Below are 23,506 nucleotides of genomic sequence, written 5' to 3'. Positions count from 1 at the left end.
GGCATGGTTATGGAACTTACTCTCAACAACGGCGTCACGATGCCCGCTCTCGGTCTGGGCGTTTTTCAAAGTCCGCCCGAGCAGACGACGGCGGCCGCCGAGGCCGCGCTTGCTGCCGGTTACCGGCACATCGATACCGCCGCCGCGTACGGCAACGAGCGGGAGGTTGGTGAGGGCATTCGCCGTTCCGGCCTCGATCGCTCGGAGGTGTTCATCGAGACCAAAGTCTGGGTCAGTGACTACGGCTACGACGAGACGCTGCACGCCTGGGAGAAAGCGACAGGCAAGCTCGGCGTCGACTACCTGGACCTGCTCATCCTGCATCAGCCGGCCCCGGACAGGTTCGAGAAAACCATTGCCGCGTACAAGGCCCTGGAGACCCTGCTCGCCGACGGGCGCGTGCGGGCGATCGGCGTCAGCAACTTCATGCCCCACCACCTGAACCAGCTGCTCGCAGAAACCGACATCGTCCCGGCGGTGAACCAGATCGAACTGCACCCCTACTTCACCCAGCCGGACGTCCAGGCGGCCGACGCCGAGCACGGGATCCTCACCCAGGCCTGGTCACCGATCGGCGGCATCACCTTTTACCCCGGTTGGGGCGAGGACCGCCAGAGCGTGATGGAAGACCCCAAGATCGCCGATGTCGCGCAGACCCACGGCAAGATGCCGGCCCAGGTCATGCTCCGCTGGCACCTGCAGCAGGGCCGCTCAGCCATCCCGAAATCAACCAACCCGGCACGTATCGCTGAGAACTTCGACGTTTTCGACTTCGAGCTCAGCGCCGGCGAGCTCGCCGCCATCGACGCGCTCGACACCGGCGTGCGGAACGGACCGGACCCCGACGAGCCCCGCGAAGACCGCTTCGCCATGGTCATCCCCGAAGCCTAAGACGGAAAGACAGGAACCATCATGGAATACCGTTCTCTTGGCCGCACCGGCGTGCAGGTCAGCCCGCTTTGCCTGGGCGCGATGATGTTCGGCCCCTGGGGCAACGACGACCGCGCCGATGCGCACCGCATCATCCACCGCGCCCTCGATGCAGGGATTAACTTCATCGACACCGCCGACGTCTACTCGGGCGGGGCGTCCGAGGAAATCGTCGGACAGGCCCTTGAAGGACGGCGCGAGGACGTCTTCGTCGCCACGAAGTTCTTCATGCCCATGAGCGAGGATCCCAACCAGCGCGGCGGATCCCGCCGCTGGATCATCCGCGAGGTGGAGAACTCGCTGCGCCGGCTGAACACCGACTACATCGATCTTTACCAGGTCCACCGGCCCAGCCCGGACACGGACGTGGAAGAAACCCTCGGCGCCCTCACCGACCTCGTCCGCCAAGGCAAGGTCCGGTACATCGGGTCCTCGTCCTACTCCGGATCCCAGATCGTCGAAGCCCAGTGGGCATCCCGGGAACGAAACCTGGAACGGTTCGTCACCGAACAGCCGCCGTATTCGATCCTGGTCCGCAGCATCGAGGAACACATTCTCCCCACGGTGCAACGCCACGGCATGGGCACCCTCACCTACAGCCCGCTCAGCGGCGGCTGGCTCTCGGGCCGCTGGCGCAAGGACTCAGCCTCAACACCCACCTCAACTGCCCGCCCGGGCGCCCGGTTCGACATGGCGAGCCCGGCGAACCAGCGCAAGCTCGACGTCGTCGAGGACCTCGCCCAGCTAGCCGACCAAGCCGGGCTGAGCCTGATCGAGCTGGCGATTGCCTTCGTGATAAACCACCCCGGCGTCACGTCCGCCATCGTGGGACCGCGCACAATAGAACAGCTCGAGTCCTACCTGCCGGCCGCCGACATCACTCTTTCCAGCGAGGTGCTGGACCGCATCGATGAGCTCGTCGCCCCCGGGGTGACGCTCAACCCGGACGACAACAGCTACGGCACCCACGAACTCACTCCACAGGTACGACGGCGGGGGCGGCAGTGACCGGCACGGATCTGGAGGAGCTCCACGGCGCGTTGTGCGAGGCGATGGTTGGCAGGGACCTGGCCGCACTGGGCGCCCTCCTCGCTGACGGATTTACCCTTACGCACATGACCGGATACGTGCAGCCAAAGGCGGAATGGCTGGATGCCATTGAAACCGGGCAGATGCAGTATCACCGGATGGAAACGGTCGAGGCCACCCTCAGCACGGAGGGGACGGCGCCCGCTCTGACCGCCCGTACCCTTACCGACGCCACGATCTGGGGCTCCAGGGCCACCTGGCGCCTGACGTTGCGCTCCTGGTTCGAGCCCCGCGGAGTCGACTGGGTCATCACACGCACCGTCGCGTCAACCTGGTAGTGACCCGGACACCGGCAGCCCGGCCTTCCGACACCGCAATAGAACACACAGATTGAAAGGAACGGTCATGGAAGGCCTGGAAACCGTCGTACTCCTGGGCGTGACCGTGCTCGCGGGCGCGATTCTGGCTCCGCGGGTCCGGGTGGCCGCACCCTTGTTACTGCTGGTCTTCGGCCTTCTCCTTGGCTTCGTTCCGCAGCTGCGGCAGATCGAGCTGCCACCGGAGACAGTGCTGTTGATCTTCCTGCCGGTCATGCTGTTTTGGGAAAGCCTGACCACCTCGCTCCGCTCCATCCGGCGGGACCTGCGTGGCATCGTGTTGCTCAGCACACTGCTGGTCGTTGCCTCCGCTCTCGCCGTGGCGGGCGTGGCGCACCTCCTTGGTCTGCCATGGAACGCTGCTCTGATTCTCGGTGCGGCTCTCGCTCCTCCGGACGCGACAGCCGTCGCGGCCCTGGGCCGGATGCTGCCGCGGCGGAACTTCATGCTGCTCAAGGCCGAGAGCCTGACCAATGACGGGACAGCCCTGGTGCTGTACGCCATCGCCGTCGGTGCGACCCTTGGCGGCAGCTATACGCCCCTCGACATCGCAGGGCTGTTCGCCCTCTCCTATGTTGGAGGGACGGTAGCAGGCATCCTGGTCGCCGCCGCCGCGTACCTGCTCCTGGTCCGTCTACGCGACCCGCTCGTCATCAACATCTCCCTGCTCATCACCCCGTTCGCTGCATTCCTGCTCGCTGAGTCAGTTGGAGCCTCGGGCGTGCTGGCCGTTGTTGTCGCCGGTTTGATCATCTCCTTCACCTCCAGCCGGATCAGCACAGCCGCGTCACGCCGTCAGACCGAGTCGGCATGGCCTCTGGGCTCCTACCTCCTAAACGGTGCCCTGTTCGTTCTGATCGGCCTTCAGGTTCAGGCAGTGGTGCACGAGATCAATCCCCGTGACGTGGGTCGGCTTCTGCTGTCCACAGTTGCCGTGTGGCTGGCGCTGATCATCATCCGGTTCGTGTTTCAAACCATCAGCATCGCCGTCATCCGGGTCCTGGACCGACGCCCCTCCCAACGCCAACGCAGGATGACCTACCGGGCGAGGGTCGTCAGCTCCATTGCCGGTTTCCGCGGAGCCGTGTCTCTCGCGATCGCATTGTCCGTGCCCTTGTCACTTAAGGACGGCACCCCGCTCCCCGGTCGCGACGACATCATCGTCATCAGTGCCGGCGTGATCGTGCTGACCATGCTGATCCAAGGCCCCCTACTGCCGGCGGTAGTGCGGTGGGCCCGGCTTCCGGAGGAGCCCGAGGAGGAAGAACTCCGCCTGGCCGAACTGGCCGTCGCCTCCGCGGCCGTCTCCGCCGTCGAACAACTCGCTCACGAACTCGGGACCAGCGCAGAAGTCCGCGGACGTGTCGCGGGCGAGTATCGAGCCCACCTGTCCATCACAAAGGCCCTGAAAGCCGGCTCCGATCCGGCGACGACTACACAATCGCGCCAGGAGGAGACAGCGCTCCGCCAGGCCGTACTCGAGAGGAAGCGGCAAGCGCTCCTGGAACTCCGCCTCGCTGGCACGGTTGATGACACCGTCGCCCGGCGACTTCAGACCAGGCTCGACGTCGAAGAACAACGCCTCACCGGCGTCGAAATCATCGACTGACAGTCTTCGGAACAACCGACCACTTCAGATTCCAACAGAAAGAAGGATCATCATGACCGACCAGCCCAAGCAGCTCGGAGGCGGCCGCAAGATGTTCGGCGACTTCGCCCCGAAGCTCGCAGAGCTCACCGACGACGTGCTGTTCGCGGACGTCTGGAACCGGCCTGAGCTCTCGGCACGGGACCGCAGCCTCATCACCGTGGCCGTGCTCACCGCCGGCGGGAACACGGAGCAGTTGGGCTTCCACCTGGGCCGTGCCGTCGAGAACGGCGTGACCCGGGAGGAGCTCATTGAAGCCATCACCCACGTCACGCTCTACGCCGGCTGGCCCAAGGGGATGGCGGCGATGGGCGTAGCCAAGCAACTCTTCACAGACAACAAGTAAGGAACATCATGAACATCGAACCCGTCGTGCCCACCTCGAAGAACCCGGCCGCGCAGTTCTTCGGCGACGTCTGGCTGGACCCGATCGCGCTGCCCCACGAGCCAGGCCAGACGATGGTCGTCGCGACCGTCCGCTTCGCGCCCGGAGCACGCACGGCCTGGCACTCCCATGTGCACGGCCAGTACCTTCGGGTCACGCAGGGCGTGGCACGCTTCGGCGGCCGCGACGGCACGATCATCGAGGTCCACCCCGGCCAGACCCTGTACACCCCGCCCGGTGAAGAGCACTGGCACGCCGCGGCCCCCGGCTCCTTCATGGAACACATCGCCATGCTCCAAAACGGCGAAGACCCGTCCAAGACCACCACCTGGGGCGAACACATCACCGACGGCGAGTACAACGGCCGCTAACCTCGGATGCCATTGACGGGCCCGGGACGTCGATCGGCGGGTAGGTTCACTGCCTGGCAGGGCGTCGGGCGGGAAACCGGAACGGCATTGCTGCCGGGAGGGCTCGTTAGGCGTGACGGTGGGCCGGTGAGTCGTTCGCATTGAGGCGTGTTTCGCTGCGGACTGTGGCACCCCAGCTGGCGAGCAGGTTGAGTGCGTCGTGCCCCGGGGTGCCTGGTTCGGCGCTGTAGGCGATGAGAGTGAGGCCTTCATCGCCCGGGAGTTGCATGGCCTGAAAGGTGAGTTCGAAGTCGCCGACGACCGGGTGGTGGAAGGGTTTCACTCCGGTGTGGTGGAGTCGGACGTTCTGGGCGGCCCACATGGTCCGGAAGTCTTCGCTCTTGGTGGAGAGCTCTCCGATGAGGTCTGAAAGGTCTCGGTTGTGGGGGTCGCGGGCGGCTTCCTGCCGGAGGATGGCCACAACATCCTGGGCCATGGAGTCCCAGTCAGGCACCTGATCCCGGGAACCGGTATCGAGGAAGACGAAGCGCGCGAAATTCTGCGGCGGCGCCGCCTCGTCGCCGTTGGGGTGGTAGAGCGCACGGGCCAGGTCGTTCATGCCGAGGACGTCGAGTCGTCCGTTCTGAACGAAGGCCGGGATTCCGGTCATGCCGTCGAGAAGGTGCTGGATGCTCGGGTTGAGCATTTGCGGCACGCGCCTGCGTTGCCGGGGCCGCTTGAGGTTTGCTGCCCGGGCGAGATCGAAGAGGTAGGTGCGTTCGGCGTCGTCGAGTTTGAGGGCGCGCGCCAGGGATTCGAGGATGCTGTCGGATACACCGGTGAGGTTTCCGCGCTCGAGCCGGTTGTAGTAATCAATGCTCATCCCGGACACAGCTGCGAGTTCCTCCCGGCGGAGCCCGGGCACCCGGCGCAGGCCCCCGTACACGGGCAACCCCCGCCCAGGACGAGATGTCCGGGCCGTTCGCCGAAGGCTATCGCACCATGATCCGGACCTCAGCCGCCGGGCGCATGGGCACCCCGGCCGAAGTGGCTACCACTGCGGCTTTCCTCCTCGGTCCCGAAAGCGCCTTCATCACGGGCTCGGACCTCCTCATGGACTGCGGGGTCATCGCCGCAATGCGGGCCGGGCAGCTCTAGGATCTGACACCGAGGCCAACACTCCAGCTGTCCACAGCCGGGAGTCAAATCGGGTTATTCACGGCTGGAATAGGGAGCCATCGGGGTAGCTAGCTCACAGCTGAAGCGGATAACCCATGAGAATTGTCTCCGGTCGCAAAAGCGATGGCCGCTAAGAACACGTGTTCTTAGCGGCCATCGCAAAAGGTCTCAGGAAGTCAGGACCTATACATTAAATCTAAATTCCACCACGTTACGTAACTGAATAACCTTTCCGCGTGCGGCTAACTTTCTGTCCGCCGCCCACGGAGTTGGATCGCTGCCTCACGGTCGATGTCCCGTTCCGCCTCCTCGAGCGAGCTCAGCCTCTGGGCGAGATTGCCGGAGCGTCGCGGTGGGATCGTAGAGGTGGTCGCCAGCACTGACCTGGGCACGGACTCGGGCTCCACGGTCTATGAACTCCCGGGCGACACCCTTGGCGTTCAGCCGTTCGACGAGAGCGAGCAGGTCGGTCGTCGAACGCGCCAGGCGGTCCGGAACCTTACCGCCATCACGCACATAAACGAGCATCTCCTGGAGCTGTGCCCGGTCATCAGTGTTCCTCCCGCTAGCCTTTTCGGAAAACAGCCTGCCCACTATGCCCAGTGCTTCGAGCTGCCGTGCCTCGTTCTGGTCGGCCGCGCTATTGCGCGCAGATAGCCGACCACCTGCCCGTTGTGTCCAGCCACCTCTAAACCTTCCGCCGACTATGTCGTTCCCACACCTCAACCGCCCCAATATCGCTAAGCTCAATCTGCGCCACCCCGTAGTACGAGGAGACTATGCCAGTTGCGCACAGCTCTGTTCCAGCTGGTAACCGCTCAACCTCGCCAACGTCCCAGATGATAATCGTGAATCGCGCGGGGTCAGGGTAGTCCCGACCGAGATTAAGGAACACATCGTCATCGTCTGTACGGATAGTCGTAAGGGGACCGCACACCCGCTGTTCTGTCCCAACATATTCCGCTGCCGCATCCCATGAAAGACCGTCAGCACTGGTGGCTGGCGGCGCCCCATTTGCCAAGGGTGCGTCCTCGCAAAGACCCTCTACTCGCAGTAGCTCGACTGCCTCGGCGCGAATTCGGTTGCTCCAATCAGCGCAGGATTCAATTTCATGCGGGGAAACTCTAGAGCGGGATGAAAGATAATCAATCGTGATCTCGTAGGCATCAGGACAGTTATCGGCTAGGTACTGGAGCTCACGATCAATAGTTGGCCCAGCCGCATCCAAACGTTCGTGCTGAATTGCAGACGCCGAGGCTTGGTCGCACGATAGCGTCGACGCAGATACCTGATTGGAGTACCCCACACGACTGCATCCCGCGACCCCCAAGACGAGCACGGCCGCAGCACCAATCGCTGAGATCAAACGAAAAACTGACATTAGTCAGTCCGAAAAGTCACACGCAATGGCATTGTACGAGTGCATTGCCGGGTCGTCCGTTGCCGTAAAATGAGAGTTGCCTTTAGGCTTGATTGTAAGCTTGGTAAGGTCAGCACTCGACATCGCTGTATCCGCAGAGAGTTTCACGAGATTTCCGTTCCTTACCGTCGCGTCAGCGGATATACGAATTCCTGCCTGATCCGTTAGAACTTCATATTTTCCCTCTGCATTGACAAACACGGCGGTGCAGCTGTATGCACCATTTTTCAGCGCGGCGAAGGAAGACTGAGAGTTCCACCACCATATGCCTCCGATACAGACGGCAGCTATCACCGCATAGGGCTTCCAGGTGCGCCAAAGCGACTCGTTCATCTCTCTCCAATCGAGACCAGCTTCTACAAACAATCGGCGTCAACCTTTGACAGCTGGAAACATCGCAGGCACAACGAACCCCGCCGCGCACCTAGCATAGAGGTCAACATAATCCTAGCTGAGAATTCACTGAAGATAGGGAATGGCCTCGAGCGATCTTAAACCAAAAGAAGACCGCTGCTTCCGCACTCACCACTCATCTACGCCGCTGGAATCGGGCAGAAATGAGAAGATCGCCCACCGAAGGGGATGCGCTCGATCTTTGTACCGCATCTATCGCAGGGCTCGCCTGGTCGGCCATATCAATGTAGATATCGGCTAAAGCACTCCGACTGCGGCCCTCATATCACTAGCGGAGCAGACAAGCATGGTTCGTTTTAATGACATGCAATGTGCCCATTCGGCCATCCCATACGCCAAGAGATCCTCGAACGATGGGCATCAATATCGGAAGGCGCTGGACCGCAGCAGAACACCGTCATCCCACCATCAATGCACGGTGTCTCATATGGGTTGCGCGGTGTGCCTAGGGAGGTGCATTGCAACAGTGCCGAGGTGCCTAGAGAACGCCGGGCAAGTGCCGCTGACAGTGGGTACGTGAAAGCCAATCCGTCTCAGCCAACGGCAAGGCCAAGAAGTCGTCCTCCACTGTCTTCAAGACAGTGCGGACGAAAAATTCGAGCGGTGGCGGTGTCGGTGGCAACACCAACCTTTTCACCGATGACGGCTCCAACAAAGCCTGCTGGACCGTTGACGAGAACGGTGCGCAATCCGCTCCTAGGCAGCCGCATCCTAACGGAGAAGGCGGGAAGCCATTCGTGACTTCCCGCCTTTTTGTTGCCCGGTTCTGGATGACTGCTTGACCAGCGCACTTCACGGAACCGAGTATGTGCCGTGTCTCGTTTACGATGAGGGTCCATGCGAACTTGTCGATAGTCGGAGACCGGGCTACTGGGCGAGCCGCTAGTCAACAGCGACATTTTTGCGCGTATGTCAGTTGCCGTTCAGGCCGTGCCGTCGCGTATCGAGGGCGAGCTTGAAGTGGCTCTCCGCCTCGTCTATTTCTCGAGTAGGCGTTGCGGGGTCGAACACCCGCAGCAGTGAGAACCGGAAGCTGGTGGAGTTCCGTCACGGAATAACCTCCGCCAACCAGGGTAAGAAGTAGTACTCCGCTCATGCTGATAGGGCACCGGCGAGGGTGCTCTCAGCGCGACGATGCAATGCATGCAGAAGACGTCAAACTGCCCAGCCGCCAAGGACGCGAAGAAGACACGCTGAACCTGCCAGGCACCGCCGCACCGATTCTCTGACCCACAAGCTTGCTTCGCCACACCCCGAGCGGTGATGGCACCGACGACGCGTACTGCACAACACCAAGGAGAGGCGATCCGGCGATGACGCTGACACTCGGCTCGGTCCTGCACAGCGCCGGCGTCGACCCTGGAGAGGTCTTGGTGATCCGTCATGCCTACGTGCGCGAGCCCGAGGACACGGGCCTGCCGGGCCTCCACGCCGACTCCACCGACGGGGAGATCCTGAAGTACACGGGCGAGCAGTCCGCGAAGCCTCGGATCTTCCCCCTCATCCCGCCCCGCATCTGGGTCGTCTTCGTCAGGGAGGGCGGCGACCGGGCGAGGCTCTGGTCCGTGGTGGAGAACCGCGGCGAGACCTCGAACGACGAAAAGTTGCGCACATTCGACCTCGCCGTCTCCGAGCAGATGGCCGACCTCCGGAACCGGCTTGTGATCGGGTGGCGGTCGCCGCGCACCTGGCGAATCAGCGGCACGACAGCGGCGGGTTACCCCGTCATGGAAATCGCTGACTCGGAACCGATTCCGTTCCCCGGCTTCGACAAACTAGTCCTAGGCCATGCGCAGCTCCAAGCGGTGATGCGCGAGCACCGCTACGCCTCTTGGCGCACCGCCCTCGCGTCGGTGGCGGGCGTATACCTCATCACCGACACCCGCGACGGGCGCCAGTACGTCGGCAAGGCTGACGGGGTCGAAAGCATCCGCCAGCGCTGGAGCGCGTACGCGACCAATGGCCACGGCGGCAACGTCGAGTTGCGCAATGTCGACGCGGACCACGTTACGTAGCCGAATAGCCTCATCGAGCGAGTAGCCGAGAACCCCGTTCGCTGCTGTGGAACATGGTTGCAAGTACCAGGGTCTACGACCTCTGCAGACGACGCGGTAGATCACAGGCTGCCTCCGCTATGCCCGCGATCCCTGTGCGTGATTGCGCGCGGAGTTTCCGGTCCTCGTTCTGCACCGTTACGAACGGTTCCGCTGACGCCGAAGTGCCCGCACGAAAGCGACGATCCCGACGAGGAAGATCACAAGTCCGGCCGCCGCCGCGATGCCCCGCACCGATGTGAGCGCGCTGAGCGCGAGCAGCTGGGAGGCGGAGATGAAAGCGCCGACGAGCGCCCCCGACGCCCACATCCAGGCGGCGTGGGTGGCCTCTTCCTCGTATTCACTTGGATCAGTATGAAAAAGGATGCATGGGCCGTGGGTGCCATCTGTGCAAAGCGAAGACGCTTCAGAAACGATCGTCGCCTAGGGGACCAGCGGGCCCGCGTCCGAATCCTCGCCAGGTCCAGCAACAATGTTGATATCCGCCACTAGCGCGGACAGAACCGATCGCACGGTTGCGGCGATTTCCGATGCGAGCGGATCGGCGACTGCGTGACGCTCGCGGAGCGCATCAGCCAACCTCTCCCCCACTTCATCTTCCGTGAGCAGCCACTTCGCAACCTCGGCGACCGTCCAGCGCGCGGTTTCGTTCCCGACTTTCCGGATAATCGGCTCATACTCCGCCCGCCGCCGCTCGCGATCCGCCTCGATCTCCATCTCGCGAAGCAAGGCCTGCTCCGTCTCGCGAAGCAAGGCCTGCTTTTTGGCTTCGACGAGTCGCTGGACGGCCGCGTTCCAGGATGTGTTAAAGTCCGTCATTCGGATGTCCCCCTCTTAGTGATTCCCCGGGGCGATCACGCTCGGCCGTGAGCTCCCTCAGGGTTATGCTCTTCACTGTCGTCAAGGAAGTTGCCGCCGTAACCCGTTCGACGGCCAGAGAGGAGGCGTCGTGAGCTGGATAGGCCCCGCTGGCACGGGTTTGGGACAAAACCGGACGGAACACTAAATTTGATCCCTGAAACTCGGGCAGACAGAGAACAAGCCCGCATCTCATCGCTAGAAGCGGGCTTGTTGTGTCGCCTCAAAGGGCACGGACCTGGTCGGAGATAATCAGGAGACTGAACCAGAACACCACCCAGAAGTTAGACCGCAAACCTAAATTCAACGACGTCGCCGTCGGCCATGACGTATTCCTTGCCTTCGATCCGGACCTTGCCGCGGGCCTTCGCCTCGGCCATGGAGCCGGCCTCGATGAGGTCATCGAAGGAGACGACCTCGGCCTTGATGAAGCCGCGCTGGAAATCGGTGTGGATTACGCCGGCCGCCTGGGGGGCGGTGTCGCCCCGGCGGATGGTCCACGCGCGGGTTTCCTTGGGGCCGGCCGTGAGGTAGGTCTGCAGTCCGAGGGTGTGGAAGCCGACGCGGGCCAGCTGGTCCAGCCCGGATTCATCCTGGCCGTTCAATTCCAGCATCTCGCGGGCTTCTGCCTCGTCGAGCTCCACCAGATCGGACTCAAGCTTGGCGTCCAGGAAGATGGAGTCTGCCGGGGCGACGAGGGCGCGCAGTTCGGCCTGCTTCTCCGGGCTGCCCAGGATCCCCTCGTCGGCGTTGAAGACGTAGATGAAGGGCTTGGCCGTCAGCAGGCCGAGCTCCTTGAGGTGCTCCATCTCCAGTTTGTCGCTCTTGATGGACGAGAAGACGGTGTCGCCGCGTTCCAGGACGGCCTGGGCCGCCAGGATGGCTGCCAGTTCGGCCGCCTCGCGCTTCTTGATCTTGACTTCTTTTTCGATCCTGGGGATCGCCTTTTCGATGGTCTGCAGATCGGCCAGGATCAGCTCGGTGTTGATCGTCTCCATGTCGGAGCGGGGATCGACCTTGCCGTCGACGTGGATGACGTCCGGGTCATCGAACACGCGGACAACCTGCGCGATGGCCTCGGCCTCGCGGATGTTGGCGAGGAACTGGTTGCCCAGGCCTTCGCCAACGGATGCGCCCTTGACGATGCCTGCGATGTCCACGAAGGACACCGCGGCCGGCAGCAGGCGCTGGGAGCCGAAGATGCCGGCCAGCTTTTCAAGCCGGGCATCCGGCAGGTTCACGACGCCGATGTTGGGCTCGATCGTGGCGAATGGGTAGTTCGCCGCGAGGACCTGGTTGCGGGTCAGTGCGTTGAAAAGGGTTGATTTGCCGACGTTGGGCAGTCCGACGATGCCAATAGTAAGTGCCACGAGCATATATTCTACCCGCACGGACCGGCGATCGTTGCGTGCGGCCGGTGCAGGGGCCGGTGCAGGGGCCGGTGCCACGGCCGGTGCGGCGGACCGTGCGGGGGTTCCGGCGGGCAAGTCTGGTGTAAGTCCCGGGTGATCCGGGCGTCGAAGCCAAAACTGTCACAGGGGCATGCCACAGTGAAGTCATGGATGCTTTTGCACTGATTCTTGCCCTGCTCATGCTGCTCTCGGGCGCCGTTGCGGGAGCCGCCGTCGTCTATTTCCTGCTGCACCGGCGCTACCTGGCCGTGGAACAGGACTTCGACGGCGTATCGGCCCGCCTCTCCGACGTCAGCGCCCAGTTCGCCGCCGCCGACGCCGAGAGGCGCCTTCTCGCGGCCCAGAACAGGGAACTCGGCGAGTCCCGGAACCAGGACGGCAGTGTGCTCCGTGCGCTGGCGCCAGTGGCGGAGAAGCTCACTGCCGTGCAGCAGCAGGTGTCCCTGCTCGAACGCGACCGGCTGGAGCAGTACGGCCAGCTTGCCCAGCAACTGCAGGAGGCCCGCCTGTCCGATGAGCAGCTGCTGCGCTCCACGCATGCGCTGGAGTCTGCCCTGCGCTCCAACAGCGCCCGCGGCCAGTGGGGCGAGGTCCAGCTGCGCAGGGTGGTCGAGGCAGCAGGCATGCTGCGGCATGTGGATTTCCACGAACAGGTCCACAGCGGGCAGGCTCACACTTCCGGTCCGGACGGTAGCCTCCGGCCCGACCTCGTGGTGCAGCTGCCCGGCGACAAACAGCTCGTTGTCGACGCGAAGGTCCCGCTGGCGGCCTATCTCGCCGCCCAGGACCTCGGCGCCTCCCAGGCAGGCCAGCAGTCCTCGCAGCTGCCCGGCAGCCAGCAGGCGCACCTCGCAGCCCATGCCAAGGCCCTCAAAGCCCACGTGGACGCGCTGGGCAGCAAGAAGTACTGGGACATCCCTGGCAACTCTCCGGAGCTGGTGGTGTGTTTCCTACCGGCGGAGTCCATTCTGGCCGCCGCCCTCTCGGCGGACCCGGCCCTGCTGGACTATGCCCTGTCCAAGAACGTGGTCCTGGCCTCCCCCGGGACCCTGCTGGCGGTGCTGAAGTCTGTGGCCTTCACGTGGCGGCAGGACGTGTTGACCGACAGCGCCCGGGAACTCTTCGAGCTCGCACGGCAGCTCTACGACCGGATGGGCACGCTCGGGGAGAACGTCACCAAGCTGGGGTCCTCGCTGAAGACGTCCGTAGAGAGGTACAACTCGATGGTCGGCACCCTTGAGGCCCGGGTCCTGCCCACCGCCAGGAAGTTGAACGCGCTGGAATCCGCGGGCCTGGCCACTCCGCCTGCCGTCGAGGTCACGCCGCGGGCGGTCGCAGCCCCGGAACTGCAGCCCCGGGACGAGTCCGAAGAGTCCGCGGCCTAGGACTTGTTCAGCGCCTGGGGCTGAACAGTCCTAGGACTGTTCAGCCTCTAGGGCTGTTCAGCCCCTAGGACTGTTCGGGGCGGGTGCCGCGGCCGCCGAGGGCGCGGGTGACGTCACCGGCCTGCTTCAGGGTGGCCCGGAGCTCCTTCGGCAGGGAGAAGAGGAGGTCTTCCTCGGCCGTGACGACTTCCTCGACCGATCCGTAGCCGTAGTCGGCCAGGAGCCGGAGCACGTCCTTGACGAGGACTTCCGGGACAGAGGCCCCCGATGTCACACCCACCGTGGCGACGCCCTCGAACCAGGTCTCGTCGACCTCGTTGGCGAAGTCCACCCGATAGGAGGCCTTGGCTCCGTATTCCAGTGCCACCTCCACGAGGCGGACGGAGTTCGAGGAGTTGGCGGAGCCCACCACGATCACGAGTTCCGCCTGGGGCGAGATCTTCTTGATGGCCACCTGGCGGTTGGTGGTGGCGTAGCAGATGTCGTCGCTGGGCGGATCCTGCAGGGTGGGGAACCGCTCCTTGAGCAGGCGCACAGTCTCCATGGTTTCGTCCACGCTGAGGGTGGTCTGCGAGAGCCAGATGACCTTCTCCGGGTCGCGGACCGTGACCTTGTCGACCTCGTGCGGGCCGTTGATGATCTGGATGTGCTCGGGAGCCTCGCCGGCGGTGCCTTCCACTTCCTCATGGCCGTCGTGGCCGATCAGCAGGATGTCGAAGTCATCCTTGGCGAACCGGACGGCTTCGCGGTGCACCTTGGTGACCAGCGGGCAGGTCGCGTCAATGGTACGCAGGCCGCGGTCCTCGGCGGACTGGACGACGGCGGGTGAAACACCGTGCGCGGAAAAGATCACGAGGGCACCCTCGGGGACCTCGTCGGTTTCATCGACGAAGATGGCGCCCTTTTCCTCAAGGGAACTAACCACGTGAACGTTGTGCACGATCTGCTTGCGGACGTAGACCGGCGGGCCGTAGTGCTCCAGGGCTTTTTCCACCGCAATGACCGCACGGTCAACGCCGGCGCAGTAGCCGCGCGGGGCTGCCAGCAGCACCTTCTTTGATCCGGTCACGGGTGCCGCTGCCAGCACTTCTTCCGGCGTTCGACGACGGCGCGGAACGGAGGGCATCGGAATGGAAACAGCGGTGGAGGTCATGCCCCAATGCTACCGGTGTTCAATCTTGCCCCGATTGCGGCCCCCGGCAACCCGGACAGCCACTCCTGTTGCCAGCAACGCTGCTCCCGCAACAGCGGCAGCGAGGATCCATTGGCCGAAGCTGTCAGAGCACGCCGCGACAAACTCGTTCTTGAAGAGCTCTGCCACATCGTTGCCGCTCGAGGTCCCGGCGACGGCGGCGCCGGCGGCATCGCCGGTCAGCTTCCATGCCCCGGCGAGCACCAGCGCTCCAACGCCCATGCCGACCAGGACCGTCCACCGGCGTCGGGCCGCAACAAAGGCCAGAACGAAGGCGATGCCTGCGCCGACGGCAACGGCGTAGCCCATCGGGGCGTAGACGGTGACGCGTTCGATCAACTGCCGCTGGTCGGACTGCCCGATATGGATCAGCACCTGGCCGGGAGCCTCCAGCGGAAGGGTGGTTGCGTCGGATACCTGTTTGGCCACCAGTCCGACAAGCGGTGCGACATCCAGCGTGAGCGAAGAAGTGCCGTCAACCTCCGGCGGCAGCGTGCTGGGGTCGGCGAACGTGAGGCGGTGGCTCTTGCGCAGGGTTTCGGCCCAGGCCTCGGAGTAGCCGGGCAGTCCCGTGAGCGATTGGGCCACGTTGTCCAGGACCGGCCGGGCAAGCTCGGTGAGGGCTTGAGGGATACCGGCGCTGGAGGCCAGGCCATCGACGGCGGCCGTGGCCAGCCGCTGCTGGAACGCCGGGTCCTTGCCCAGCGGCGCGGTCAGGGCAACAAAGCCCTCTTCCTGGACGATGTTGCGGTCCACCCACATGGCTGGAACGGCGACAGCTGCCATCAGGAGCCCGACAAGGACGGCGGCGGCAGAAACAAAAGTGCGCAAGGGATTCCTAGGAGGTCGATGACATCCCTTCCATCCTAGGGCGGGGCCGGGCGCGGCCATAAAGTCGGACCCCGGTGGTAGAGCTATGGATAGAGTTGAAAGAGACAACTTCCGGCTGCCGGTCGGCCCACCCGCCGGGGAGCGGGCCGCCGGCAGTCCCCCTCGGGCAAAGGACACGCACGCATATGCACAAGGCACTCCACAAGGCACCCTCGGCCATGGAGCCGACGCATGTCTGAGGAAGCCGCGGCGGCGGCCACCACGCTACCGGCCACCGCGGCTCAAACCAGCCCCGACAACCCCTGGCCGCTGCAGTTGCTGTCCCAGAAGCTCAAGATGCATATCGACCGGGCGCCCTCGGCTTGGGTTGAGGGGCAGGTGATCGAGCTCAACCGTCGTGGCAGCAACGCCTACCTGACACTCCGGGACATCGACGCCGAAATCTCGCTGCCGGCGTCGATCTGGACCACCGTACTGGACCGCCAGGATGCTCCGCTGGAACGCGGCTCCCGGGTTGTGGCCCTGATCAAGGCCGAATTTTGGCTCAAGACGGGCCGGCTGAACATGTCCGTGAAGGACATACGGCCCGTGGGGCTCGGCGACCTCCTTGCCAGGATCGAGCGGCTGCGCCAGGCCCTCGCCGCCGAAGGGCTCTTTGCCGATTCCCGCAAAAAGCGGCTCCCCCTGCTCCCGCATCGGATCGGCCTGATCACCGGCCGCGACTCTGACGCCAAGAAGGATGTGCTGCGCAACGCTGCCCTGCGCTGGCCGGCAGTCGAATTCGAGATCCGCGAAGTAGCGGTCCAGGGCAACACGGCCGTAGCCCAGATGATCGCGGCATTGCGGGAGCTCGACGCCCACCCCGTGGTCGACGTCATTGTCATCGCCCGCGGCGGAGGCGCCCTCGAGGACCTGTTGCCGTTCAGCAGCGAGGAGTTCATCCGTGCCGTCGCGGACGCGTCCACCCCCGTGGTGAGCGCGATCGGGCACGAAGCCGACCGGCCCATCCTCGACGACGTCGCAGACCTTAGGGCATCAACGCCCACCGACGCGGCGAAGAGGATCGTTCCGGATGTCGCTGAGGAGCTCGTCCGGGTCCGGCAGGCCCGGGATCAGCTCCGTCGTGGGGTCACCCGGCTCGTTGAACGCGAGGGCGACCGGCTGGCGTCCCTGCGCTCCCGCCCCGTGCTGCTCTCCCCCGACGTCATGATCACCCAGCGCCATGACGACGTCGAACGGCTCAAAGTCCGCTCGCACTCGGCCATTAGCGCCGCCGTCGTGCGGGCAGCGGACCAATTGGTCCACCTCAGGTCCCAGGTGCGCGCGCTCTCGCCCCAAAAGACGCTGGATCGCGGCTACGCGGTGGTCCAGCTCGCCGGCTCCGGAACGCCCCCCGCGACGCACCGGGACGTTGTGCGGGACCCCTCGCAGGCGCCTGCCGGCACGGACCTGACGGTACGGGTGGCCGGGGGCCGGTTCACCGCCCAATCCACCGGCGGCCAGGAGCCTGCAGAGAAATAACCCCGCGGACCAAAACCGGGCCCGCAACGCTTGATCCACTGAAAACGACCACCAAACAGACACCGCGGAAGCAGAAACCGCGACAACCAAGGAGCACCCACATGGCAGCAGAATCCAGCCCGAACGCCGACATCGAGGCCCTCAGCTACGAGGACGCCCGCGAGCAGCTGGTCGCAGTGGTGGGCAAGCTGGAGGCCGGCGGCGCCAGCCTGGAGGAATCGCTCGCGCTGTGGGAGCGCGGCGAGGCACTGGCCAAGCGCTGCGAACAGTGGCTGGAAGGCGCCCGCAAGCGGCTCGCCGCAGCCCGCGACCACGCCACCCAGGACAGCTGACGCCGGACTCCGCCGCGGCGCGCCGATTCCCTCCGTACTAGGAGCGCTCGACCAGATCCCGTTCCATATCGACGTCGAACTCCGGATCCGGCCACTGCAGCTTCAGCCCTTCCAGGGCGTCCAGCATCAGCTGCTGGACAGCGATGCGGGCGTACCACTTCTTGTTGGCCGGCACGACGTACCAGGGCGCGATGTCAGTGGCCGTCTTCTCGAACACCTCCTGGTACGCATCCATGTAGTCGCTCCAGAAGGCGCGCTCCTTGAGGTCGGTGCTGCTGTACTTCCAGACCTTGGATTCGTCATCCAGCCTGGCGAGCAGCCGCTCCTTCTGCTCGTCACGGCTGATGTTGAGCATGACCTTGACCACCGTGGTCCCGGCTGCTGCCTGCCTTGCCTCGAATTCGTTGATGGCCTTGTAGCGCCGCTCCAGTTCCTCGGGGCTTGCCCAGCGGTGGACCCGGTGAATCAGGACGTCCTCGTAATGCGAGCGGTCAAAGACGCCCACCATGCCGGCCGCCGGCACTGCCTTCTCGATCCGCCAGAGGAAATCGTAGGATTTCTCCTCCGGGGTCGGCGCCTTGAAGGACTTGAGCTGGACACCCTGCGGGTCCATCTGGCCCATGACATGGTTGACGATCCCGCCCTTGCCTGCGGTATCCATCGCCTGCAGGACCAGCAGGATGCGCTTGGTGCCGCCGAAACGGGACTCGGCGAAAAGCTGCTCCTGCAGGGTGGTCAGCTTGCCATCGAGCTCTGCCAGGAGCGCCTCGCCGTCGGATTTCCCGCCCGAGTAGCCCGGGGTGGAGTCCGGGTCGCAGTCCTTAAGCTTGAATTTTTTTCCGACCAGCAGCGTCTCGGCGGGGCGCCGCTCGAACATCACAGCATCTGTCATGGAAAGCCTCTTTCCAGTTTCGTGCAGCCACTGCGCGGGCGAGTCCCCGAACTCCGCTGCTGACCGAAGCCTAGTTCCCCTTGTACCGGCTCAGGAAGTCCGCCATGCGGTTGATCGCTTCCTCGAGGTCCTTGACGTTTGGCAGCGTCACCATCCGGAAGTGGTCCGGCCGGACCCAGTTGAACGCCCTGCCGTGGGACAGGAGGATCTTCTGCTCGCGGAGCAGGTCCAGGACGAATTTCTCGTCGTCGCGGATGTGATAGACCTCGGGGTCCAGCTTTGGGAACAGATACATGGCCCCGCGGGCCTGCTGCGTGCTGACGCCCGGGATGGCGTTGAGCATGTCGTAGGCCTTGTTCCGCTGCTCCAGGAGGCGTCCGCCGGGCAGGATCAGGTCGTTGATGCTCTGGTAGCCGCCGAGGGCGGTCTGGATGGCGTGCTGGGCCGGAACATTGGCGCAGAGGCGCATGTTGGCGAGCAGGTTGATGCCCTCGAGGTAGTCCGCGGCGTCCTTTTTCGGCCCGGAGATCGCCATCCAACCGGCCCGGAAGCCGCAGACCCGGTAGGCCTTGGAGAGCCCGCTGAAGGTCAGGCACAGGACATCGTCGCCGGTGAGCGAGGCGAGGTTTACGTGCACCGCGTCTTCGTAGAGGATCTTCTCGTAGATCTCGTCGGCGAAGAGCACCAGGCCGTGTTTCTCGGCGAGGGCGACGATCTTTTTCAGCGTCGCTTTCGGATACACCGCACCTGTGGGGTTGTTCGGATTGATGACCACGATGCCCTTGGTGCGAGGGGTGATCTTCGCTTCCATGTCCTCGAGGTCGGGCTGCCAGCCGGTTTCCTCATCGCAGAGGTAGTGCACGGGCTTCCCGCCGGCCAGGGCAACCGAGGCAGTCCACAGCGGGTAGTCCGGGGTGGGGATGAGGACCTCGTCGCCGTCGTCGAGCAGGGCCATGAGCGACATTGTGATCAGTTCACTGACGCCGTTGCCAAGATAGATGTCATCCACGTGGATGTTCTGGATCCCGCGGGTCTGGTAGTACTGCGAGACGGCGGTGCGGGCGGAGAAAATGCCGCGCGAGTCGCTGTAGCCCTGGGCATGCGGCAGGTGGCGGATCATGTCCACCAGGATCGCGTCCGGCGCTTCAAACCCGAACGGAGCCGGATTTCCGATGTTCAGTTTGAGGATGCGATGACCCTCCGCCTCCATCTGCTGGGCGGCCTGAAGAATCGGTCCACGGATGTCGTAAAGGACATTATGAAGCTTGGTGGACTGCTTGAATTCTGCCATTCATCAAATATGCCATATGGAGGATGTACTTCCGCTGAGACATGACTCACACGCGGATCCGGCAGTAACAACGACGCCGGCGCCCGGGCTGCAAGCCCGGACACCGGCGTCGTCGGCAGGCCAGAAGTGGATCACCGGCCGGGCGGGGTCCGCCGCGGCTTGGTGCCGCCGCGCTCCCCTGCCGTGCCGGCTACTGCTTGACGATGCCCTTCTCCTTCAGCCACGCGTCCGCGGCGTCCTTCGGGTTCTGCTTCTGGCTGCCGCTGACGGCACGGTTGAGGTTGATGAGGTCTTCCGTGGTGAGGATCTTGGACACGTTGTTGAGTGCTTCCTTCGCCTTGTCCGTCATCTTGGCCGTGTTGTAGAGCGGCAGAACCTGCTGGGCGATGAAGTTGTTCTTCGGATCCTCCAGCACCACGAGGTCATTGTCCGGGATGGAGGGGGTGGTGGTGTAGATGTCCGCTACCTGGACCTGGTCCGAGAGCAGCGCCTTGAGCGTGACGGCGCCGCCGCCGTCGCTGAACGGCTCCAGTTTCTTGGGCACGCAGTTGTAGTTCTTCTCCAGGCCGGGCAGTCCGTACGCGCGCTCGGCGAACGTCGCCGGGGCGCCGATGACGAACTCGCTGCAGACCTTCGCCATGTCTTCGATCGACTTCAGCTGGTGCTTCTCGGCGGTGGCCTTGGTGACCACCATGGCGTCCTTGTCCTCGGCCTTGGAGGCATCCAGCACGGCCAGACCCTGCGGGAGCTTGGTCGGGAGGGCCTTCGCGATGTCCTCGGCGGAAACCTCGGTGGCGTCCTTGTTTACGTACAGCAGCAGGTTGCCGCTGTAGTCGGGAACGGCGTCCACCGAGCCGTCCTGGACTGCCTTGAAGTAGACCTCGCGCGAGCCGATGTTCGGCTTGGTGCTGGCAGTGACGCCCGCGGCGTTCAGGGCGCCGGCGTAGACCTCGGCCAGGATCTGGCTCTCGGGGAAATCAGCGGAGCCGATCACCAGAGCGCCGCCGGAACCGGAGGCGGCACCGCTGCTGGCCGGGGCCGAACTCAGCGGGTTTGATGAGCCGCCGCAGGCGGACAGGGCCATGGCCAGGCCGACGCCGACGGCCAAGCCGCCGAATGCGCGCCGGCCGAGGCCTCGTTGGCGGGATTCCTTCATGACGTACCTCCTTGAAGAACAGTCTCCGCGATTACGGGGTCTGTGAGATCAACCGCAGCCTGCTGGCTGCGGTTCGGCTGGGACGAGGCGCCCCGTGACAGGAACAGCCTCTGGATAAGGGCAAGAACAAGGTCGACCGTGATGGCGAGGGCGGCGATCAGCAAGGAGCCGCCGAGCATTTGCGGGAAATCGGAGAGCACGAGCCCGTCGAACAGGTAGCGGCCCAGGCCACCCAGGTTGATGTAGGCGACCACGGAGACGGTGGCGATCACCTGGAGCACCCCGGTCCGGAACCCGCCGTACATCACGGGCAGCGCATTGGGGAATTCCGCCCGGAACAGCACCTGCCATTCGGTCATGCCCATGGCGCGGGCGGCGTCCACCACATTGCGGTCGACGCTGGAAATCCCGGCGTAGGTGCCGGCCAGCAGGGGCGGCACGGTCAGGATCACGAGGGCCCAGATCGGCGGCATCAGACCGATGCCGGCGAGCAGGACGAACAGGGTGAGCAAGCCGAGGGTGGGCAGGGCGCGCAGCGCGCCGGCGATTGCCACGATGGCAACCCGCCCGCGGCCGGTATGCCCGACGTAGAGGCCGATAGGGACGGCGATGGCGGTGGCGATCACCATCACCAGGCCCGTGTAGAAGAGGTGTTCGGCCAGCCGCACCGGGATTCCGGCGCTGCCGGACCAGTTCTCCGGATCGGCGAGCCAGGCAAAGGTGTCCGTGGCGACGTTGTTCATGCGTCTCCCCCTCCGGTCTCGGGGCGCGAGAGCCGCATCGCCGCCGCGGCGGGGCCGGTCTTGTCCCGGCCGGCGCCTGAATCGGTAGTGGCCGCCGTGGCCGCCGCTGCGCGGGTCCAGGGCGTCAGGAACCGTTCCATCAGCACCAGGACGGCGTCCATCAACAGCGCGAGGATAAGGATGGCGATGATGCCCACCACCACTTCGGTGACGAAATCACGTTGCAGGCCAGAGGTGAAGAGCATTCCGAGGTTGCCGATCCCGAGCAGCGCCGCGACGCTGACCAGGGAGATGTTGCTGACCGAGACCACGCGCAGCCCGGCGAACAGCACCGGCAAAGACAGCGGCAGGTCGATCTGCATGAAACGGGCGAAGGGCTTGAATCCCATGGCGACGGCGGCCTGCCGGAGGTCCTCGTCCACCGAGTCAAAGGCATCCAGCGTGGCGCGCACCAGCAGGGCGACGGCGTAGACGGTCAGGGCCACGACCACGTTGACGGGATCCAGGATCCGGGTTCCGAGGATGGTCGGCAGGATGATGAAAAGCGCCAGTGAGGGAATCGTGTAGAGCAGTGAGGATCCGGTGAGCACCACGGACCGGAGCCCGCGGCTCTGCCGGGCGAGCTGGGCCAGCGGGACGGCAATGAGGACCCCGAACACCATCGGCAGGATGGCCAGGACGAGGTGCTGGCCAGCGAGGCTGAAGACCTCCGCACTGTTGGCCAGGAACCACTCCATCAGAGCCCTCCGTGCCGGACACTGCGGTCTGACTCGATGACGGCGAGGACCTCGGCGGCCGCGATAACCCCGGCCACCCGGCCGTCGTCGTCCACGGCCACGCCAAGGCCCGACGGCGAGGACAGGGCCGCGTCCAGGGCCCGGCGGAGCGTGTCGCCCTTGCGGAACAGGGAGCCTCCGGGGACCATCGCCGCTTCGGCTCCGGTGGCGCGGCCGGGACCGGCCCAGCCAAGGGGCCGGAGCTCGCCGTCGACCACCAGCTGCCACTCATCTGAGCTACCTTCCTGCCGGAGCTGATCGGGCGTGACGGTGCGGACGGGGTGGATGGTGACACCGTCCGAGGGGCTGAACGCTAGGTGCCGGAACCCGCGGTCGCGGCCCACGAAGGAGGCCACGAACTCGTTGGCCGGAGCCCGCAGGATCTCCGCCGGGGCGGCGTACTGCGCCAGCTTGCCGCCGACGCCGAACACGGCCACCTTGTCGCCCAGGACGGTGGCCTCATCGATGTCGTGGGTGACGAAGACGATCGTCTTTGCCAGATCATGCTGGAGGCGGAGCAGCTCCTTCTGGAGTTCATCGCGGACCACCGGGTCCACGGCGCTGAAGGGCTCGTCCATCAGCAGCACCGGAGGATCGGCCGCGAGCGCCCGGGCCACGCCGACGCGCTGCTGCTGGCCACCCGAGAGCTGGGACGGATACCGCTTGCCGAGGGAGGAGGCCAGCCCGACGACGTCGAGCAGCTCCTGAGCGCGCTTGCGGGCCTCGGCCTTGGACACGCCGTTGAGCCGGGGAACTGTGGCGATGTTGTCCAGCACGGAGCGGTGCGGCATCAAACCGGAGGACTGCATGACGTAGCCCATGGACCGGCGCAGCTGTGCGGCGGGCACCGAGGTGACATCGGCGCCGCCGACGGTGATGATGCCGGACGTGGGCTCAACCATGCGGTTGATCATCCGCAGGGAGGTGGTCTTTCCGCAGCCGGAGGGTCCGACGAAGACCGTGATGGCGCCCTTATCGATGGACATGGTCAGCCCGTCAACGGCGGGCTGGCCGCCCTGGTACTGCTTCGTGACGTTCTGGAACTCGATCATGGCTTCGGCCATTTCCGGGCTTACCTAACTGTTGGCGGCAACATCGACAGGGACCAGCCAACTGTTCATCAGTGTACTGGCCATAAAGCAGATAGCACTTAGACTAACCAGCACTCGTGACAAAGTCATGAAAATGCGGTCAGCGGCATCTCGGCTCCCGTAAGGCTTCGGAGGCACAACGATTCCGGATTGGTGGCGCGCCGGAAAGTTTCGGCGCGCCACCGGCCGTTGTGTCACCCGCCGTTTGTGTCACCGGCCGTTTGTGTCACAGTGCGGAGG

General features: G+C 64.6%; 25 protein-coding genes and 1 pseudogene. 11 read left to right on the top strand and 15 right to left on the bottom strand.

Annotated elements, in window-relative coordinates:
- The first annotated feature begins 9 nt into the window (after positions 1 to 9).
- From BLS42_RS02170 to BLS42_RS02145, 6 genes are all read left to right on the top strand, one after another.
- Entirely contained in the window at positions 10 to 891 is an 882-nt protein-coding gene (locus BLS42_RS02170; protein WP_090575639.1) for an aldo/keto reductase, read from the top strand.
- A gap of 21 nt (positions 892 to 912) precedes the next feature.
- Positions 913 to 1,938, top strand: a complete 1,026-nt coding sequence (locus BLS42_RS02165; protein WP_090575637.1) for an aldo/keto reductase — start codon at positions 913 to 915, stop codon at positions 1,936 to 1,938.
- Positions 1,935 to 2,297 (top strand): nuclear transport factor 2 family protein, encoded by a 363-nt coding sequence (locus BLS42_RS02160; RefSeq protein WP_090575634.1) that lies wholly within the window; start codon positions 1,935 to 1,937, stop codon positions 2,295 to 2,297. The genes BLS42_RS02165 and BLS42_RS02160 overlap by 4 nt, the downstream gene beginning before the upstream one ends.
- A gap of 67 nt (positions 2,298 to 2,364) precedes the next feature.
- Positions 2,365 to 3,945 carry a Na+/H+ antiporter gene (locus tag BLS42_RS02155; protein WP_090575631.1) on the top strand — a complete coding sequence of 527 codons (1,581 nt, stop codon included), beginning with the start codon at positions 2,365 to 2,367 and terminating at the stop codon, positions 3,943 to 3,945.
- A 52-nt stretch (positions 3,946 to 3,997) separates the two neighbouring features.
- On the top strand, positions 3,998 to 4,330 hold the full coding sequence (locus BLS42_RS02150; protein WP_090575628.1) for a carboxymuconolactone decarboxylase family protein: 333 nt from the start codon (positions 3,998 to 4,000) through the stop codon (positions 4,328 to 4,330).
- An 8-nt stretch (positions 4,331 to 4,338) separates the two neighbouring features.
- The gene (locus BLS42_RS02145) at positions 4,339 to 4,740 is read left to right on the top strand and encodes a cupin domain-containing protein (RefSeq protein ID WP_090575625.1); all 402 of its coding nucleotides are present in this window, start codon (positions 4,339 to 4,341) and stop codon (positions 4,738 to 4,740) included.
- A gap of 106 nt (positions 4,741 to 4,846) precedes the next feature.
- Here the strand turns inward: BLS42_RS02145 and BLS42_RS02140 are convergent, their stop codons facing one another.
- Positions 4,847 to 5,602, bottom strand: coding sequence for a helix-turn-helix transcriptional regulator (locus BLS42_RS02140; RefSeq protein ID WP_371129486.1), 756 nt, complete (start codon positions 5,600 to 5,602; stop codon positions 4,847 to 4,849).
- A 119-nt stretch (positions 5,603 to 5,721) separates the two neighbouring features.
- Between BLS42_RS02140 and BLS42_RS20755 the strand changes: the two genes are divergently transcribed.
- Positions 5,722 to 5,877, top strand: a complete 156-nt coding sequence (locus tag BLS42_RS20755; RefSeq protein WP_371129485.1) for an SDR family oxidoreductase — start codon at positions 5,722 to 5,724, stop codon at positions 5,875 to 5,877.
- Positions 5,878 to 6,180: 303 nt separating this feature from the next.
- Here BLS42_RS20755 and BLS42_RS20750 read toward each other — a convergent pair whose 3' ends face one another.
- The 3 genes and pseudogenes from BLS42_RS20750 to BLS42_RS20455 form a co-directional block, all read right to left on the bottom strand.
- Positions 6,181 to 6,492, bottom strand: coding sequence for a recombinase family protein (locus BLS42_RS20750; protein ID WP_371129484.1), 312 nt, complete (start codon positions 6,490 to 6,492; stop codon positions 6,181 to 6,183).
- Positions 6,493 to 7,282: 790 nt separating this feature from the next.
- Positions 7,283 to 7,651, bottom strand: a complete 369-nt coding sequence (locus BLS42_RS19860; RefSeq protein ID WP_143019129.1) for a hypothetical protein — start codon at positions 7,649 to 7,651, stop codon at positions 7,283 to 7,285.
- A 200-nt stretch (positions 7,652 to 7,851) separates the two neighbouring features.
- Positions 7,852 to 7,932 (bottom strand): annotated as a pseudogene (locus BLS42_RS20455) (zinc finger domain-containing protein); the annotation flags it as partial.
- Positions 7,933 to 9,045: 1,113 nt separating this feature from the next.
- Between BLS42_RS20455 and BLS42_RS02120 the strand changes: the two are divergent.
- Positions 9,046 to 9,747, top strand: a complete 702-nt coding sequence (locus tag BLS42_RS02120; RefSeq protein ID WP_256336180.1) for a GIY-YIG nuclease family protein — start codon at positions 9,046 to 9,048, stop codon at positions 9,745 to 9,747.
- A 177-nt stretch (positions 9,748 to 9,924) separates the two neighbouring features.
- On the opposite strand, the gene BLS42_RS20100 is transcribed toward BLS42_RS02120, so the two are convergent.
- The 3 genes from BLS42_RS20100 to ychF form a co-directional block, all read right to left on the bottom strand.
- Positions 9,925 to 10,095, bottom strand: coding sequence for a hypothetical protein (locus BLS42_RS20100; RefSeq protein WP_176803103.1), 171 nt, complete (start codon positions 10,093 to 10,095; stop codon positions 9,925 to 9,927).
- 114 nt (positions 10,096 to 10,209) lie between these two features.
- Positions 10,210 to 10,605 carry a hypothetical protein gene (locus tag BLS42_RS02115; protein ID WP_090575612.1) on the bottom strand — a complete coding sequence of 132 codons (396 nt, stop codon included), beginning with the start codon at positions 10,603 to 10,605 and terminating at the stop codon, positions 10,210 to 10,212.
- 323 nt (positions 10,606 to 10,928) lie between these two features.
- The gene (ychF, locus tag BLS42_RS02110) at positions 10,929 to 12,014 is read right to left on the bottom strand and encodes a redox-regulated ATPase YchF (RefSeq protein WP_090576087.1); all 1,086 of its coding nucleotides are present in this window, start codon (positions 12,012 to 12,014) and stop codon (positions 10,929 to 10,931) included.
- Positions 12,015 to 12,202: 188 nt separating this feature from the next.
- On the opposite strand from ychF, the gene BLS42_RS02105 reads away from it, so the two are divergent.
- Entirely contained in the window at positions 12,203 to 13,441 is a 1,239-nt protein-coding gene (locus BLS42_RS02105) for a DNA recombination protein RmuC (RefSeq protein ID WP_090575609.1), read from the top strand.
- A 64-nt stretch (positions 13,442 to 13,505) separates the two neighbouring features.
- Here the strand turns inward: BLS42_RS02105 and BLS42_RS02100 are convergent, their stop codons facing one another.
- Together BLS42_RS02100 and BLS42_RS02095 are read right to left on the bottom strand one after the other, a co-directional pair.
- Positions 13,506 to 14,594 carry a 4-hydroxy-3-methylbut-2-enyl diphosphate reductase gene (locus BLS42_RS02100; RefSeq protein WP_090575604.1) on the bottom strand — a complete coding sequence of 363 codons (1,089 nt, stop codon included), beginning with the start codon at positions 14,592 to 14,594 and terminating at the stop codon, positions 13,506 to 13,508.
- A gap of 9 nt (positions 14,595 to 14,603) precedes the next feature.
- A complete protein-coding gene (locus tag BLS42_RS02095; RefSeq protein WP_090575600.1) occupies positions 14,604 to 15,464 on the bottom strand; it encodes a hypothetical protein in 861 nt (286 codons plus the stop codon).
- Positions 15,465 to 15,695: 231 nt separating this feature from the next.
- Here BLS42_RS02095 and xseA point away from each other — a divergent pair, with 231 nt between their 5' ends.
- The gene (gene xseA, locus BLS42_RS02090; RefSeq protein ID WP_090575597.1) at positions 15,696 to 16,985 is read left to right on the top strand and encodes an exodeoxyribonuclease VII large subunit; all 1,290 of its coding nucleotides are present in this window, start codon (positions 15,696 to 15,698) and stop codon (positions 16,983 to 16,985) included.
- Between the two features lie 101 nt (positions 16,986 to 17,086).
- Positions 17,087 to 17,317 carry an exodeoxyribonuclease VII small subunit gene (locus BLS42_RS02085; RefSeq protein WP_090575591.1) on the top strand — a complete coding sequence of 77 codons (231 nt, stop codon included), beginning with the start codon at positions 17,087 to 17,089 and terminating at the stop codon, positions 17,315 to 17,317.
- A gap of 37 nt (positions 17,318 to 17,354) precedes the next feature.
- On the opposite strand, the gene BLS42_RS02080 is transcribed toward BLS42_RS02085, so the two are convergent.
- From BLS42_RS02080 to BLS42_RS02055, 6 genes are all read right to left on the bottom strand, one after another.
- Positions 17,355 to 18,209, bottom strand: coding sequence for a polyphosphate kinase 2 family protein (locus tag BLS42_RS02080; protein WP_090575588.1), 855 nt, complete (start codon positions 18,207 to 18,209; stop codon positions 17,355 to 17,357).
- 70 nt (positions 18,210 to 18,279) lie between these two features.
- Entirely contained in the window at positions 18,280 to 19,500 is a 1,221-nt protein-coding gene (locus tag BLS42_RS02075; RefSeq protein WP_018773782.1) for a pyridoxal phosphate-dependent aminotransferase, read from the bottom strand.
- A gap of 190 nt (positions 19,501 to 19,690) precedes the next feature.
- A complete protein-coding gene (locus BLS42_RS02070) occupies positions 19,691 to 20,656 on the bottom strand; it encodes an ABC transporter substrate-binding protein (RefSeq protein ID WP_090575585.1) in 966 nt (321 codons plus the stop codon).
- A complete protein-coding gene (locus BLS42_RS02065; protein WP_090575581.1) occupies positions 20,653 to 21,399 on the bottom strand; it encodes an ABC transporter permease in 747 nt (248 codons plus the stop codon). The genes BLS42_RS02070 and BLS42_RS02065 overlap by 4 nt, the downstream gene beginning before the upstream one ends.
- Positions 21,396 to 22,136 (bottom strand): ABC transporter permease, encoded by a 741-nt coding sequence (locus tag BLS42_RS02060; protein ID WP_090575578.1) that lies wholly within the window; start codon positions 22,134 to 22,136, stop codon positions 21,396 to 21,398. The genes BLS42_RS02065 and BLS42_RS02060 overlap by 4 nt, the downstream gene beginning before the upstream one ends.
- Positions 22,136 to 23,239: an ABC transporter ATP-binding protein gene (locus tag BLS42_RS02055; RefSeq protein ID WP_090575575.1), complete on the bottom strand. Its 1,104-nt coding sequence runs from the start codon at positions 23,237 to 23,239 to the stop codon at positions 22,136 to 22,138. The genes BLS42_RS02060 and BLS42_RS02055 overlap by 1 nt, the downstream gene beginning before the upstream one ends.
- Positions 23,240 to 23,506: the final 267 nt, after the last annotated feature.

It is taken from the genome of Arthrobacter sp. ov407, from assembly GCF_900102895.1.
Lineage (GTDB): Bacteria > Actinomycetota > Actinomycetes > Actinomycetales > Micrococcaceae > Arthrobacter.
This window is presented reverse-complemented; position numbering and strand designations above follow the sequence as displayed.

What these genes read in the sequence shown, in the direction of transcription:
- BLS42_RS02170 (WP_090575639.1), top strand. Translation starts at nt 10, where the DNA reads ATGGAACTTACTCTCAACAACGGCGTCACGATGCCCGCTCTCGGTCTG.
- BLS42_RS02165 (WP_090575637.1), top strand. Translation starts at nt 913, where the DNA reads ATGGAATACCGTTCTCTTGGCCGCACCGGCGTGCAGGTCAGCCCGCTT.
- BLS42_RS02155 (WP_090575631.1), top strand. Translation starts at nt 2,365, where the DNA reads ATGGAAGGCCTGGAAACCGTCGTACTCCTGGGCGTGACCGTGCTCGCG.
- BLS42_RS02150 (WP_090575628.1), top strand. Translation starts at nt 3,998, where the DNA reads ATGACCGACCAGCCCAAGCAGCTCGGAGGCGGCCGCAAGATGTTCGGC.
- BLS42_RS02145 (WP_090575625.1), top strand. Translation starts at nt 4,339, where the DNA reads ATGAACATCGAACCCGTCGTGCCCACCTCGAAGAACCCGGCCGCGCAG.
- BLS42_RS02140 (WP_371129486.1), bottom strand. Translation starts at nt 5,602, where the DNA reads ATGAGCATTGATTACTACAACCGGCTCGAGCGCGGAAACCTCACCGGT.
- BLS42_RS20755 (WP_371129485.1), top strand. Translation starts at nt 5,722, where the DNA reads ATGATCCGGACCTCAGCCGCCGGGCGCATGGGCACCCCGGCCGAAGTG.
- BLS42_RS19860 (WP_143019129.1), bottom strand. Translation starts at nt 7,651, where the DNA reads ATGAACGAGTCGCTTTGGCGCACCTGGAAGCCCTATGCGGTGATAGCT.
- BLS42_RS02120 (WP_256336180.1), top strand. Translation starts at nt 9,046, where the DNA reads ATGACGCTGACACTCGGCTCGGTCCTGCACAGCGCCGGCGTCGACCCT.
- BLS42_RS20100 (WP_176803103.1), bottom strand. Translation starts at nt 10,095, where the DNA reads ATGTGGGCGTCGGGGGCGCTCGTCGGCGCTTTCATCTCCGCCTCCCAG.
- BLS42_RS02115 (WP_090575612.1), bottom strand. Translation starts at nt 10,605, where the DNA reads ATGACGGACTTTAACACATCCTGGAACGCGGCCGTCCAGCGACTCGTC.
- BLS42_RS02105 (WP_090575609.1), top strand. Translation starts at nt 12,203, where the DNA reads ATGGATGCTTTTGCACTGATTCTTGCCCTGCTCATGCTGCTCTCGGGC.
- BLS42_RS02100 (WP_090575604.1), bottom strand. Translation starts at nt 14,594, where the DNA reads ATGACCTCCACCGCTGTTTCCATTCCGATGCCCTCCGTTCCGCGCCGT.
- xseA (WP_090575597.1), top strand. Translation starts at nt 15,696, where the DNA reads ATGTCTGAGGAAGCCGCGGCGGCGGCCACCACGCTACCGGCCACCGCG.
- BLS42_RS02085 (WP_090575591.1), top strand. Translation starts at nt 17,087, where the DNA reads ATGGCAGCAGAATCCAGCCCGAACGCCGACATCGAGGCCCTCAGCTAC.
- BLS42_RS02080 (WP_090575588.1), bottom strand. Translation starts at nt 18,209, where the DNA reads ATGACAGATGCTGTGATGTTCGAGCGGCGCCCCGCCGAGACGCTGCTG.
- BLS42_RS02075 (WP_018773782.1), bottom strand. Translation starts at nt 19,500, where the DNA reads ATGGCAGAATTCAAGCAGTCCACCAAGCTTCATAATGTCCTTTACGAC.
- BLS42_RS02070 (WP_090575585.1), bottom strand. Translation starts at nt 20,656, where the DNA reads ATGAAGGAATCCCGCCAACGAGGCCTCGGCCGGCGCGCATTCGGCGGC.
- BLS42_RS02065 (WP_090575581.1), bottom strand. Translation starts at nt 21,399, where the DNA reads ATGAACAACGTCGCCACGGACACCTTTGCCTGGCTCGCCGATCCGGAG.
- BLS42_RS02060 (WP_090575578.1), bottom strand. Translation starts at nt 22,136, where the DNA reads ATGGAGTGGTTCCTGGCCAACAGTGCGGAGGTCTTCAGCCTCGCTGGC.
- BLS42_RS02055 (WP_090575575.1), bottom strand. Translation starts at nt 23,239, where the DNA reads ATGGCCGAAGCCATGATCGAGTTCCAGAACGTCACGAAGCAGTACCAG.